This window comes from Endozoicomonas acroporae (assembly GCF_002864045.1).
GTDB lineage: Bacteria > Pseudomonadota > Gammaproteobacteria > Pseudomonadales > Endozoicomonadaceae > Endozoicomonas > Endozoicomonas acroporae.
This window is the reverse complement of sequence record NZ_PJPV01000212.1, coordinates 1-14,650: the sequence shown is the minus strand read 5'-3', so window position 1 is coordinate 14,650 and position 14,650 is coordinate 1. Positions and strand designations below refer to the sequence as shown.

Below are 14,650 nucleotides of genomic sequence, written 5' to 3'. Positions count from 1 at the left end.
ATGGCCAGAAACTCGGCTATGTAGACCGCGGACGACTCGATCTGTTCCACCGGCATTTGCAGGCAGGCCACCGCCTAAGGAATTGTCCCGAAATAATTTCCACATTTTGAACTCGATCTCCGTTCATCCTGAGCTTGTCGAAGGGTGATTGGCACAATACATGAGGCCGGAGTTCACGCCCTTCGACAGGCTCAGGACGAACGTAGTTTTGAAACCCAGAAATGTGGAAATATTTCAGGACAGCTCCTAACCGGAGAAGTGACCCGTAAAAATGGAGCTCCTGCACGGCCACTGCTTTATATCTATACGCGGGTTGTGCCCGTCACCCATTGAGAAAAATGCCTGAGCAGCCAATCATGCTGCTTAGGTCTCTCCCCACCACCAAAAAGGAACAACCGCAGCCTCTTCGTCTGGCACCCTGTAGGGATAATTGATCAGGTCCGCATCCGACAGGTTGTCGGTAATAAACAGCTCATTCAACCGGGCCAGAATCTGCGATAGAAACTCCTCTTTCTTATCCTTGGGTTTTGCAGTACCCATATCACAGCCCGGTTCCAGCTTGTACTCCGGACTATCTTCCTTAAGCTGAATGTCCTGCTGGCGGATTTTAGATAGACGATAGTGGCTCATCACCACGTTATCCAGATCAATATCGTCTTCGTCCAGAACCTGCTCCCGGAGTAGCGGCCGGAGGTAGCGGGCAAACAGGCTGAGCTGTTCCAGTTCAATATCATCGTAATCGACAATCTGGGACATAAACTCGTAGTAACGGGTATAGCTGCCCAGGTCTTTCTTGAAAATCTCCAGCCGGTCTTTTTCCTGCTTGCACTCCTTCAGGCTGTTTTCACCGTTGGCGATCAGCACCGCATCGCCGGACTTTTTCATCCGGTCCAGCATATCCCTGGCCTGCTCGTAAGCCGCCACCGCAGAGCTGTAACGCTTCTGCCACCGTTCCACCGCAGGCTTACAGATATTACTGACAGCAGCATTGCTTTTCTTTCGGGTCAGGAAGGCTTCGCAGAACCGCTCCACTTCATTCCAGGTAAAAATGCCGCTGGCCCGCAGCTTTTCGTGCAGCTCAAAGATTTTGTCCGGGTCAGACACATCCGCCAGCTCTGCCGTCTGGTAGTAAGGCTGGAAGGCAGCCAGAATATCGTCAGGCTCATTAACAAAGTCCAGCACAAAGGTGCCGCTCTCCGCCTTGCCGGGATAAGTGCGATTAAGGCGGGAAAGGGTTTGCACACACTCCACACCGCCCAGTGGTTTATCCACATACATGGCACAGAGCTTGGGCTGGTCAAAGCCGGTCTGGAACTTATTGGCCACCAGCATAATCTGGTAATCGTCGGTATCGAACGCCTTACGCATATCCCGCCCTTTGAGGCCGGGGTTCATATTTTTTTCCGTAAATTTCTCATCAAGAATGGCGGCACTGTCCGGATCATTCTGGTCGAACTGCACCTCACCGGAAAAGGCTACCATCACGGCAATGGAACTCTTGTGTTCAGCCAGGTACTTCTTAAAGGCCAGCTTATAGCGTACCGCTTCCTTGCGGGAGCTGGTCACCACCATCGCCTTGGCCTGACCACCCAGCAGTCCCATAACATGTTCCTGAAAGTGCTGGACGATCACCTTCACCTTCTGGCTGATATTGTGCTCATGGAGGCGTACCCAGCGCCCCACCTTCACCTTGGCACGCTTGCTGTCCACCTCCTCATCGGTAGCGGCAATTTTCTGGGCCAGCTTGTAGGCAACTTTGTAATTGGTGTAGTTCTTCAGCACATCCAGGATAAAGCCTTCTTCAATGGCCTGTCGCATGGAGTACACATGGAATGCCTGGGGCAGGTTCTTCTTTGAAGGTGGTTCATCCGGATTAGCCAGCCGACCAAAAGTTTCCAGCGTCTTCGCCTTTGGCGTAGCTGTAAAAGCAAAATAACTGAGATTGCCGCTCTTCCGTCGTGCGGATGCATTCAACTTGTCTTCTGCCGATAGCTCTGCTTCTTTTGCTTCACCATCCACCATCAGCACTTCTTTCAGCTTCCTGGCAGTATCGCCCGTCTGGGAAGAGTGCGCCTCATCGGCAATAATGGCATAACGACGTTTCTGCAGATTGGTACTGCTCTCAATAGCTGCCAGTACAAACGGAAAGGTCTGGATGGTCACGATAATAATCGGCTGGGCATTTTCCAGGGCACTGGCCAGCTTCTCTGATTTGGAGCCCTGCCCTTCTTTATTGTTAATACGCCCCACCACCCCATCGGCGTGTTCAAACTGGTAAATGGTATCCTGAAGCTGATCGTCCAGCACCGTCCGGTCAGTAATCACGATCACAGAATGGAACTGCTTGTCTCCATCGTCTTTATAAAGGGTGGATAGCTGATGGGCTGTCCAGGCAATGGAGTTGGACTTGCCGGAACCGGCACTGTGCTGCACCAGGTAACGATGCCCGGTACCTTCGGTACGGGCAGCGCCAATCAGTTTACGCACCACATCCCACTGGTGATACCGAGGGAAAATCAGCGTCTCCTTTTTGGTTTTGCGGCCTTCCCAGTCTTCGGTCTCCTTAATCTCAAGGTGAGCGTAACGGGCAAGAATATTCAGCAGGTTATCCGGGAGCAGCACCTCATTCCACAGGTAATCGGTGGCATAGCGGTTCTCATCGTCAGGAATATCATTACCAGCGCCGCCTTCTTTTGTCCCTTTATTAAACGGCAGGAAGAAGGTATCAGCACCGGCCAACCGGGTTGCCATATAAACCTGATACTGGCTGACAGCAAAATGCACCGGCGCACCCCGCTTGAAGGTGAGCAGCGGTTCCGGCTTACCGGTTTCCGGGTCTTTGGGCAGGCGAGTGGTTTTATACTGCCGAATGGCGTTATCCACCGACTGCTTGAACTCGGATTTCAGCTCCAGCGTCGCCACCGGCAGACCATTGATAAACAGCACCAGATCAATGCGCCACGACCTGGCCTTTTTACCGGTTTCGACAAGGTGCTCATCGGTAGCATAGGGCGAATACACCAGCTCCGGCACAAGGCGACAACGGTTTTCTTTATAACGGGCCAGCGTATCCGGGTTCAGATCATGCTCCGGCATAAACTGGCACAGGCGAAACCGGGCATTGCGAATCTTCAGGCCATGACGTAACACCCCAAGGGTACCGTAACTGCGTAGCTCTTTATCAATGGCATTGGGGTCAGCCTTATTAAGCTGGGTCAGCAGGTGGCTGATAAAGTGCTGTTCCGAATCCGAGGGGAATACCTTGCAGAACTTCGCCCACTCCTTCGCCTGAGTCTGTTTGACAAAACCAAGCACATCGCTGGTGTACAACGCCGTTTCCCGGTGGTACTGGTCGCCGGAACCCAATAGCCAGCCATTGGCCTGCATCTGGGCGATTATTTCGTTCTGGAAAACGGCCTCAACGGTGGCGTCCCTGCTCATACACTACTCACTTTTGTTCTCAATACGCTGGCGGGCATTGTGGATGGCCCGCTGGAAGCGTTCTTCCAGCACCGCTTTGGGCGGCAGGTTGGTCAGGTAATCCGCCACATGGATGCCGCTTTTATCCAGCTCCAGCAGTTCGATCTGTTCCTGCTTTTTACCCGCACAGAGAATAATACCAATGGGTGATTCTTCCCCGGGCTGTCGGTCGTACTTATCCAGCCAGCGCAGGTAGAGCTCCATCTGCCCCTTATACTCTGCCTTGAACTTGCCGGTCTTTAGCTCGACAGCCACCAGCCGTTGCAGCTTGCGGTTGTAAAACAGCAGATCAATATAAAAGTCATCCTCATCAATCTGAACCCGGTGCTGACGGGCCACAAAGGTGAAGCCCATCCCCAGTTCCAGCAGGAACTGCTCCATCTCCCGCAGAATGGCATCTTCCAGCCCTTTTTCCAGGTAGGTGTCGTTCAATTCAAGAAAGTTGAGAATATACGGGTCTTTCAATACCAGGTCCTGATTCGCCAGCCCCTGCTCCCGCAGCTTTTTCAGATCACTGGCAATGGTCGCTTCCGGCTTGCGGGAGAGTGCCGTCCGTTCATACAGCATGGAATCCAGGCGTTCGCTGAAGGTGCGGACAGACCACCGTTCCTGGGCCGCCATGGCCAGGTAAAACTCCCGTTTCAGCGGGTCATTAATGTAAATCAACTGCTTGATATGGGACCAGCTCAATTGTCTCCACACTGTAGAGACAATCTCATCCGCCGTGCATACCTCCGCCAGCCGGGTGCAATGGCGCAGTTGCTGGGGGCTCCAGCCTTTGCCCATGGCGGCGGTGAGTTGCTTCGACAGGTTAATCACCACCTGCTTGCCATAGTCTGCCCGCTCACCTTTAAGCACCTCGGCATTGATGCGCTCCCCCTCCTGCCAGTAAAGCAGGGTCAGTTCGGTATTCACCGCCACTGCAGCCCGCTGGCGGGCGGACTGGATCAGGCCTTTGATTTCGCTGAACAGGGTGTCTGGGTGCTCCGGCGGTTCAGGCGGTTTGCTCATGGGGGGCCTCGGGGTGTTTTTGTTGTGGGTGGGCAGTGGGTTTCCAGTCACGGACGTCTATTTTGCCGGTGACTGCTGCGGAGATTAGTGCGGTGCGGCGTTCTTTGAACAACTCAACTCCTTGCTGAGCATCATCAATTAGGGAATCAATAACGCGCAGCTTCTCCTTCAATTTTTTGATAATTTCAATTTGTTCATCAAGGTCAGGTATGGTGATCTTAATTCTTTCAAACACTTCAGTCCTTAAACATTTAGTTCCATGAGCTGATTCTTCGACCAAATCTAAAATGAACCCCTTCAGCCCTTTCATGAAAAACAGCAAGAATTCGCCATCAACCCCTTTGCCTGGTACTAAAGCTTTCATGTCTTGGTTAATAGTTACAGGCGCTTGCGTCAGGGCAACCGGAACTGAATGAGCCAAAATCATGCCTCGTACAACAATCAATACACTGCCCACGGGGAGCAGTTTTGTTGAAGATTCTTGTATAGCCTGATCTGTGATTTTGTCCTGCGCATCAGAAAGATAATCAACCTTCATATCTTTTGGAGATACCCAGGGAATGTTGCCATTCCAAAATTCCAACCGGTCTTTACTCGGAGTTCCTCCACCTATTTGATGGGTTATATAGCGAATTTCAGTATCTGACCAATGCTCAGGCACTTCACCCAGCCACTCCACCCCGGAATCTTTCATCGGTGCATCAGGGTTAAGCCCTTTGGTCACAGCATGGCTGATCATCGCCTGACGCTTCTCTTGCAGCAGCCGGATCAGGGTTTTCTGCTCTTCGATCAGGGTGTCGATTTTAGCGGTTTCGTGGTCGAGGAAATTGGTGATTACTTGCTGTTCAGCTTTACTCGGCAGTGGAACTTCAAAACTATTGAGATTTCCTGTTGTTAACTGGTTAATCGTTGCTGTCAAAAACGAGCCTGACTGATACTCAAACAAAGCTGAGTTAAAGACCTTGGATAAATAATCATTGTAAGAACTTCTATAGACCGACATAAAAGCACCGAAGCTCATGTCTGCCGAAGCCTCAGTGATTTGAGCATTTTTCCCGATCAAAGCACGGCTGCCATTTCGGGCGCAAATCAGGATGTCTCCTTCTTGAGTTCGCAGGTGCTCAGGAATCTGCTTACTTACATAAACATTGTCTTCAAAAGCTAATTGCTTATTTTGTATGTTTGATGACCGTAGCACCAATACAGCATTTTCATCGTCAGCATCAACGACATCGTCAGGTGAATAAGTTAAACCAATCAAAGCTTCGCCAAGGTATTTCAGTCGCTTTATTTCCCAGTGTGCCGGGATTTCACTCAACCAACCTAAGTGCGTTTCTTTATACTCCGGATAAGCTTGATACTTCCCACTCATCACAACTCACCTCCCAGTTCCTGCTCAATTTCTTCCACACTGGGCAGTTGCGATTGCAGGTTTTCCGGCAACGATTGCGTCAGTTGATACTCTGATACGCCAATAGGCTTTTGGATGTCGCTAAGGGCATACTCCGCCACCAGCTTATCTTTGTTTTTGCACAGCAAAATACCAATGGTGGGCGCATCACCTTCTTTACGCAGTTGCTCATCCACCGCCTTGATATAGAAATTCAGCTTGCCCGCATGCTCCGGTTCAAAGTCGCCTGCTTTCAACTCAATCACCACATAACAATGCAGACGGGCATGGTAAAACAGCAGATCAATGTAAAAATCCCGTGTACCTACTTGCAGTTTGACCTGCTTTCCCATGTACGCAAAACCAGCGCCCAGCTCCAACAGAAACTGGGTGATATGCTCTATCAGCCCCTGTTCCAGCTCTTTCTCGTTGTAGCTTTTGGTCAGGGTGAGGAAGTCAAACACGTAAGGGTCTTTCAGGGTTTGCTGTGCCAGATCGGACTGTACCGCTGGCAGAGTGGCGCCAAAATTACTGAGCGCGTCTCCTTCCCGCTGCCACAGGCCACTGTCAATCTGGTGAATCAGTACATTACGGCTCCAACCATGTTCGATGGTGCTGCGAATGTAATACTGCGCCTCATCCACCGATTGGCATTTACTGATGATCTGTAAATTGTGTCCCCAGGGCACTTGAGCTAATTGGGCAACAGCCTGTTGCCCAATTGCCTGACCCTGTGAGTAAAACAGGAACCACTGCCGAATGTATTTAAGGTTTCGTTCAGAAAAGCCTTTGATATCGGGGAATTCTTTCATCAGGTCTTTGCTGAGCTGTTTTAAAAATCCATCGCCCCAGTTAGCCGTAGACTGGCGCTGAACAATATCGGCCCCCAGTTCCCAGTAGAAAGTCAGCAGGGTGGTGTTTACCTGAACGGTGGCCTTGATTTGGGTTTGCTGTACCTTTTGTTTGAGATCTTTTAACCACCGCTTGTAGTCACTGTTGTGATTAAGGCCAAGGCTGGTGCTGTTATTCGCCTTACTCATGAATGTACCTCCGCCAGCAGGCCCATAATCCGCCCACTGACCGCATCCAGATCGGCATCAATCGCTTCCAGAGCTCGGGGCGGCTGGTACACATAGAAGTGGCGGTTAAAGGGAATCTCATAGCCGACAATACCGATCTCACCGTCCTGCTCATCCCGCTTGCTGGCATTGATCCAGGCATCCGGCACATGGGGCGTCACTTCCCGCTGGAAGTAGGTTTCAATCAGCTTTGAGGTGGTCACCGATGGATCAAGGGGGATATTCTCGTTATCCCGCAGGTCGCCATCGGTTTCAAACTCGACGACGTTGCTTCGGTATTCAAAGGCTCCATAGAAGGGCTGCGACTCTTCTTTTAATACCTTTTTGACAACGGGCTCAGCATCCGGATTCTTATGGGTAATGGCATCCAGAAGCTGTTTCTTCTCCTTGGCATCCAGCTTGATCGCCCACTTTTTCATGGCAGCCTTTAATCGTTCATCGAAGCTGTTGAAGTCATCGCTGTTCTCAATACCAATCTCAGACTGAAGCTGTTGGGCCTTTTCCATCAGGTTACGCTGAAACAACCACAGTTTGGTATCCAACACCTCTTTGATCTGCTTCTCTTTCAGCTCGGTAAAGTCTTTTTTGATCTTGTTGCGAATGGCTTCTTCCTGCTCTGCCAGTGTCGAGTAACAGGCATCGTCAAACTGTTCGAATAGCCAGCGCATCACATTGTTAAACGGCTTGGGCGCATAACGCAGGCTGGCAACGGCTTCATCGGTAAACCGGACGGAGAGGCGCAGGGGGCGTTCTACAGTAATACGACGGTAGCCGAACTGGTATGTCTCAAATAGTTTGCTGATTGCTATGCCATTGGAGTCGGTAGCTTCCGCCTCAAATTTGCCAAAGCAGCGAGTCACCACTGCACGGTCTTCCGGGCTCATAATATTACGTTTGGACCCCAGGGACTTGCGCATCTTGCCAAACAGCTTCGCCCCATTGATAAGCTGGACCTTGCCCTTACGCTCCGCCGATTTTTTGTTGGACAGCACCCAGATATAGGTCGCAATGCCAGTGTTGTAGAACATATCGGTAGGCAGGGCGACAATGGCTTCCAGCAGATCGGCTTCCAGAATATAACGTCGAATCTCACTTTCACCACTGCCCGCGCCGCCGGTAAACAAGGGTGAACCGTTCAGGATAATGCCGATCCGGCTGGGGTTCGGGTTATCCGGCGTAATGTCCCGGAACTTGCTGATCAGGTGCATCAGGAACAACAGGGAACCATCGGATACCCGTGGCAGACCCGGGCCAAAGCGACCATCAAAGCCTTTCACGTCATGTTCCGTTTTGACCGTACTCTCGATCTTCTTCCAGTCCACGCCGAACGGTGGATTGGAAAGCATATAATCAAACTGCTGACTGGTAAGCTGGTCATTGGACAGGGTATTGCCCAGCTTGATTCGGCTGACATCCTGCCCCTTAATCAGCATATCGGCTTTGCAGATGGCGTAGGACTCCGGGTTCAGCTCCTGACCAAAGGCGCGCATCACCGCATTGGCGTTATGTTCATGCACATATTCCATACCGGAAGAAAGAAAGCCACCAGTACCGGCAGTGGGATCGTAAATGGTGCGGATAATGCCTTCTTTTGTTAAGGCATCGTCATCTTCCATAAACACCAGGGAGGTGGTGAGCTGGACAATATCCCGTGGGGTAAAGTGCTCTCCGGCGGTTTCGTTGGAGCTTTCGGCAAATTTGCGGATCAGTTCTTCAAACAATAGCACTGTGATAGAAATTAATTTTTATTAGATCAAAAAAAAGACCTACACTACCGTAAGTCTTTGATTTAACTGGCACTCCCAAGAGGATTCGAACCTCCGAACTGCCCCTTAGGAGCACTTTATAATCATTCGCTATATATATTATAGCGTCTCATTATTAGCTTGCAGGCCTTGATATTACAGGGCTAACACCTATTTATAGTATCTCAGTGCATCTCATAAAATACCACTAAAGCGCACGAGAAACCTACACTCATACCTACACCTCTTTTGGATCAAAGAGCGACTACGACCATACCCGAGTCGGTGAGAAACGCTTCTACCTCACCCACAACCCGGTTGCCATGACCAAGAAAAATACGTCATGCATTGATAAAGAGGTGTCTGTAACACCGTTTGTGCCTTTTTATCAGGCTCCGCCCCCATCAGAATAACCTGCCGAACTATGTCCGGATCGCAGGTTTCGACAGCACAGCTTAACGGTGTTAAGCGCTTCTTATCCGTTCTTGCATTAATGGTGTTCTTATCATGCTTTACATCTTTGAGTAATTCATAACAGCGCCGATCTCCGGTTTCAGTGATTTCTGCAATCGCAGAAAGAATCGGTGAATCATTCGAGTCAGAAAGATGACTAGATACATAGTACTAATTATTCGGTAATCTATTCCGGTTAAAAATCACATCCCTGAGCTATCTGGAACCCTGCTCCCCCGCGTCAAAAAAAGACAACGGTAAAATCTACGGGCGGTAGCGTAATTTTTATCTGGCACCTCCAAGGCAAGGCAAAACCAGCCAACAAAATCTGCAAGGGAAGGTATGAAATTTACTGAAGACACACGCGTCAAAATCCCCACCATCCTGCACCTGACCAGATTAGGTTATGACTACCTGCCACTGCGAGATACAAGCTGGGATAACGACACCAACATCTTCCCTGATATTTTCAGGGAGGCCATTGCCCGTATCAACCCCAGCCTGGAACAGGATGATATTGGCCGCTTCCTCGAAGAGATAAAGCTGTCGCTGGATAACGAAGACCTGGGCAAAGCCTTCTTTGAAAAGCTCCTGGACCGCTCTGGTACCAGGCTGATCGATTTTGAAAACTTCAACAACAACAACACCTTCAATGTTGTCACAGAACTCACCTGTAAAAATGGCGACGATGAGTTTCATCCTGATATCACACTGCTGATTAATGGCATGCCGCTGCTATTCATTGAGGTCAAGAAACCCAATAATCACGATGGCATTCTGGCTGAACACAAACGCATCCAGACCCGTTTTGAAAACAGCAAATTCCGTCGATTCATCAATATCACTCAGCTGATGATCTTCTCCAACAACATGGAGTATGACGACGATTCATCACCTCCTCTGGAAGGCGCATTCTACGCCAGCCCAGCCTATGGTAAACCGGTGCTTAACTACTTCCGGGAAGAGGAAGAGTTCAACTTAACAACACTGTTGAAACGACCAGACGATGAAGTCGAAAATACCGTTCTGAAAGACAATAACCTCGAAGTCATCAAGAACAATCAGGAGTTCATCGGTAACAAAGCGCCAGACCGCCCAACGAATCGGATCTGCACTTCGCTACTCAGCAAAGAGCGACTGAAGTTTATCCTGCAATACGCGTTAGTCTACGTGCAGGAGAAGGATGGCCTGCAAAAGCACATCATGCGCTATCCGCAAATGTTTGCTACCAAAGCCATCGAACAAAAGCTGGACAAAGGCATCAAAAAAGGGATCGTCTGGCATACTCAGGGCAGCGGTAAAACCGCACTGACCTATTATAACGTCAAGTTCCTGACCCACTATTTCCAGAAGAAAAACATTATTCCAAAGTTTTACTTTATTGTGGACCGCCTTGACTTACTGCGACAGGCTCGCAATGAGTTCACCAAGCGTGAACTGGTGGTACACACCATAAACTCACGGGACGAATTCTCCAGAGATATTAAAGCCACCAAAGTCATTCATAACGACAGTGGTAAGCCCGAGATAACCGTGGTCAATATCCAGAAGTTCAAAGACGATCCGGATGTTGTCCAAACCAGAGATTACGATGTGAATATCCAGCGTATCTACTTTCTGGATGAAGTGCATCGCAGCTACAATCCCAGGGGCAGCTTTCTGGCCAACCTGGATCAGTCGGATCGAAACGCCATAAAAATCGGCCTGACCGGCACCCCTCTGCTGGGCGATGACTACAACTCCGTCACCCTGTTTGGTGGCTACATCCACAAATACTACTACAACAGCTCCATTGCCGACGGCTACACCTTACGCCTTATCCGGGAAGACATTGCCTCCAACTACAAGATGGAGTTGCAAAAAGCCCTGAAAGCAGTCGAAGTTGAACAGGGCAGTATCGACAAAAGAAAACTTTACGCTCATCCAAAATTCGTTACCCCAATGCTGAATTACATCGTCACTGACTTTGAAAAAAGCCGGGGATCAATGAACGACAGCACCATCGGTGGTATGGTCATCTGCGACAGCGCCGAACAAGCCAAAGAGCTATTCCATCAGTTTAATGAACGTAATGCAAAGCAGGCACTACCCGCCGCCAACGATGAGCAAGGGGAAGCCCTGCAGGTTGCTGAGCCAAAAAGTATCTACAACATCACACCTGAAAACCCCAATGCCGCAACCACTGCTGCGTTAATCCTGCACGATGTTGGCAACAAAGAAGAGCGCAATGACTGGGTGGAAGATTTCAAAGCTGGCAAAATAGACTTTCTGTTTGTCTACAACATGCTGCTAACGGGCTTTGATGCCAAACGCCTGAAAAAACTCTACTTTGCCCGCATCATCCGTCAGCACAACCTGTTACAGGCACTGACCCGGGTTAACCGCCCCTATAAAACCCATCGCTATGGCTACGTGGTGGATTTTGCGGATATCCGCAGCGAATTTGCCGAGACCAACAGAGCCTACTTCGAGGAATTACAGGCAGAGTTAGGCGACGAGTTCGAACATTACTCCCACCTGTTCAAATCCAGAGAAGAAATACTCAGCGACATTGAAGCGATCAAAGACACCCTGTTCCGCTTCGATACCGAGAATGCGGAAACCTTCTCCCGGCAGATCAGCGAGATTCAGGACCGGGAGTCCGTACTGGCACTGAAAAAAGCACTGGCCGACGCCAGGAGTCTCTACAATATTATCCGCATGCAGGATGATAAAGACCTGCTGGCCTGCCTTGATTTCCAGAAGCTCAATCAGCTGTACCGGGAAACCAGCAACCGGCTGAACTTACTCAACCTGAAAGAAAGCCTGGAGAAAGGCGACACCACCAACCTGCTTAATGTCGCCCTTGAAGATGTCATTTTCCAGTTCACCAAAATTGGTGAGGAAGAGCTGGTACTGGCAGACAAGCTGAAAAACACCCTGCGCCAGACCCGCGAAGCCCTGGCCAGCAACTTTGACCAGCAAGACCCGAAATTCATCACCCTGAAAGAAGAGCTGGAACGGTTATTTAAAAAGAAAAACCTCAGCCAGGTCACGCAGGAAGAAATGGGCCAGAATATCGATGCCCTGCGCAAAATTCATGAGCGAATCAAAGAGCTGAACCGTCAGAATGACCAGCTCAGCCATAAATACCATGGGGATCGCAAATACGCACGGCTCCACAAACGCATAACGGACCCTGACAATCAGGGCGGCCTGAACGCACCGGAGCGCAAAGTCTTTGAAGCGTTAATCCATATCAAGCAGGACGCCGACCAGATCGTGCTGCAAAACACCGATATGGTGAAAAACGAAAGCTACTTTGCCAAGACCATGATGCCCCACGTTATCCATCAATTTATGAAAAACCAGCAGATCAAGCTGACCCCCGATGCCTCACGGTACATCAACAAACTGGTGGTCACCGAATATCTGAACGAATTTAATACAGGAGCCACTGCGTGGTAGAACTCGCTTTTCAACAGCAAACCAAAGCGCTGATCGATGGTCTGAAAGGCATCTGTGCCAACTATGGCCTTGGTAACGACGGTAATGAATTTAAAATCATCACCCAAACCTTTCTCTACAAATTCCTGAACGACAAATTCGCCTACGAAGCCAAACAGCTCGATCCCTCCATAGCCAATGCGGAAAAGTGGGAAGAAGCCCTGGTCGCCATGAGCGAAGACGATCTGGAAATGCTGCAACTGCAAATGGGTGCCGACACCGCCCACCTGAAACCAGTACACTTTATCAGCTACCTGTTCAGCCAGCAGAACCAGCCCGAGTTCGCCAAACTATTTGACGATACCCTGATCGACATTGCCAGCACTAACAACGATGTGTTTGCGGTAAAAACCGATGGCGGCGCTAAAATTGTCCTGTTCGACCGCATCAGCCAATACATTGCTGACGACTCCAAACGGGACAACTTCTGTCGGGCCATTATCAACAAACTGGTAGAGTTCAGCTTTGAGCGAATTTTCACCCAGAAGTTTGATTTTTATGCGACCATCTTTGAATACCTGATCAAGGACTACAACAGCAACAGCGGTGGTAAGTACGCCGAGTACTACACGCCCCATGCGGTGGCACGGATCATGGCCTCCATTCTGGTACCGAAAGCTCAGCAGGGTACGGTACAGAACGTCAGCTGCTACGACCCATCGGCAGGTTCTGGCACACTGTTGATGAACGTAGCCCATGCCATTGGTGAAAATCGTTGCTCTATCTATACCCAGGATATTTCACAAAAGTCGTCTAATTTGCTGCGGCTAAACCTGATCCTGAACAACCTGGTGCACTCCATTCCCAATGTCATCCAGGGGAATACCATGGAGCACCCGGCCCACAAGAATGGTAATGCGTTGCGGCAGTTTGACTACATCGTCTCCAATCCGCCATTCAAAATGGACTATAGCGACTACCGGAATGACCTGGATACCCAGGAGAATAAAGATCGCTTTTTTGCCGGCATCCCGAAAGTGCCCGCCAAGGCCAAAGACAAAATGGCGATCTACTCGCTGTTTTTACAACACATTATCTACTCCCTGAAACCGGGCGGAAAAGCGGCGGTGGTAGTGCCCACCGGATTTATTACGGCTCAGTCCGGCATCGATAAAAAGATTCGCCAGCACCTGGTGGACAACAAAATGCTGGCCGGTGTGGTCTCCATGCCCAGCAATATTTTTGCCACCACTGGCACCAATGTCTCCATTGTTTTTATTGATGCCAATAACAAAGGCAAGGTGGTGCTGATCGACGCCTCCAACCTGGGTACCAAGGTGAAGGATGGCAAAAACCAGAAGACTGTTCTTTCTGCCGATGAAGAAGCGTTTATTATCGATGTGTTTAACGGTCATGATCTGGAAGATGATTTCTCTGTTGTGGTCAGCTATGAGGAGATTGCCGCTAAAAATTACTCTCTCAGTGCCGGGCAGTACTTTGATGTGAAAATCGACTACGTGGATATCACTCCCGAGCAGTTTAGCGAGAAGATGAAAGGCTTCACGGATAACCTTCACGCAATGTTTGCGCAGTCACGAGAGCTGGAGCAGGAGATTGAGAAACAACTGGCGGGAGTGTTGCGTGCATAAGTTAGATAAATGCAAAATTGGAGACCTTGTAACGCTCCAAAGAGGCTTTGATATCACAAAAAAAGAGCAGACTGATGGTCCATACCCTGTAGTTTCATCAAGTGGTGTCAATAGCTATCACTACAAACCAATGGTTAAAGGGCCTGGAGTCGTAATTGGCCGAAAAGGGACCCTTGGAACAGCATTTTACATCGAATCAGACTATTGGCCCCACGATACAAGTCTCTGGGTGAAGGACTTCAAAGGCAACGATCCCAAGTTTATTTACTATTTTTTGAAAAGCCTACCCTTGAAGAGGCTGGATTCAGGCTCGGCTAACCCGACGCTCAATAGAAACATTGTGCACCAAATCGATTGTTTCAATTACTCTATAGATTAGTAAGTATTCGGTAAACCCATTGTGGCGCTGGCAAAACC

Annotated in this window: 8 protein-coding genes; 3 read left to right on the top strand and 5 right to left on the bottom strand. The window is 49.6% G+C overall.

The window, feature by feature from the left end:
* Positions 1-363 precede the first annotated feature (363 nt).
* Genes CX664_RS24085 through CX664_RS24065 form a run of 5 tightly spaced genes read right to left on the bottom strand, consistent with a single transcriptional unit; the run spans position 364 to position 8,687 of the window.
* Entirely contained in the window at positions 364-3,441 is a 3,078-nt protein-coding gene (locus CX664_RS24085; RefSeq protein WP_101749160.1) for a type I restriction endonuclease subunit R, read from the bottom strand.
* Between the two features lie 3 nt (positions 3,442-3,444).
* Positions 3,445-4,491 carry a PDDEXK nuclease domain-containing protein gene (locus tag CX664_RS24080; protein ID WP_101749159.1) on the bottom strand — a complete coding sequence of 349 codons (1,047 nt, stop codon included), beginning with the start codon at positions 4,489-4,491 and terminating at the stop codon, positions 3,445-3,447.
* Positions 4,475-5,863 (bottom strand): restriction endonuclease subunit S, encoded by a 1,389-nt coding sequence (locus tag CX664_RS24075; RefSeq protein ID WP_101749158.1) that lies wholly within the window; start codon positions 5,861-5,863, stop codon positions 4,475-4,477. Before CX664_RS24075 ends, CX664_RS24080 begins: the two co-directional genes overlap by 17 nt.
* A complete protein-coding gene (locus CX664_RS24070; RefSeq protein WP_101749157.1) occupies positions 5,863-6,921 on the bottom strand; it encodes a PDDEXK nuclease domain-containing protein in 1,059 nt (352 codons plus the stop codon). The genes CX664_RS24075 and CX664_RS24070 overlap by 1 nt, the downstream gene beginning before the upstream one ends.
* Positions 6,918-8,687, bottom strand: coding sequence for an HsdM family class I SAM-dependent methyltransferase (locus CX664_RS24065; RefSeq protein ID WP_244910724.1), 1,770 nt, complete (start codon positions 8,685-8,687; stop codon positions 6,918-6,920). The genes CX664_RS24070 and CX664_RS24065 overlap by 4 nt, the downstream gene beginning before the upstream one ends.
* A gap of 813 nt (positions 8,688-9,500) precedes the next feature.
* On the opposite strand from CX664_RS24065, the gene CX664_RS24060 reads away from it, so the two are divergent.
* The 3 genes from CX664_RS24060 to CX664_RS24050 are packed head-to-tail and all read left to right on the top strand — an operon-like array spanning position 9,501 to position 14,612.
* Positions 9,501-12,605, top strand: coding sequence for a type I restriction endonuclease subunit R (locus tag CX664_RS24060; RefSeq protein WP_101749155.1), 3,105 nt, complete (start codon positions 9,501-9,503; stop codon positions 12,603-12,605).
* Positions 12,599-14,233: an HsdM family class I SAM-dependent methyltransferase gene (locus CX664_RS24055; RefSeq protein WP_101749154.1), complete on the top strand. Its 1,635-nt coding sequence runs from the start codon at positions 12,599-12,601 to the stop codon at positions 14,231-14,233. Before CX664_RS24060 ends, CX664_RS24055 begins: the two co-directional genes overlap by 7 nt.
* Positions 14,226-14,612 carry a restriction endonuclease subunit S gene (locus CX664_RS24050; protein WP_101749153.1) on the top strand — a complete coding sequence of 129 codons (387 nt, stop codon included), beginning with the start codon at positions 14,226-14,228 and terminating at the stop codon, positions 14,610-14,612. Before CX664_RS24055 ends, CX664_RS24050 begins: the two co-directional genes overlap by 8 nt.
* The last annotated feature ends 38 nt before the right edge of the window (positions 14,613-14,650 follow it).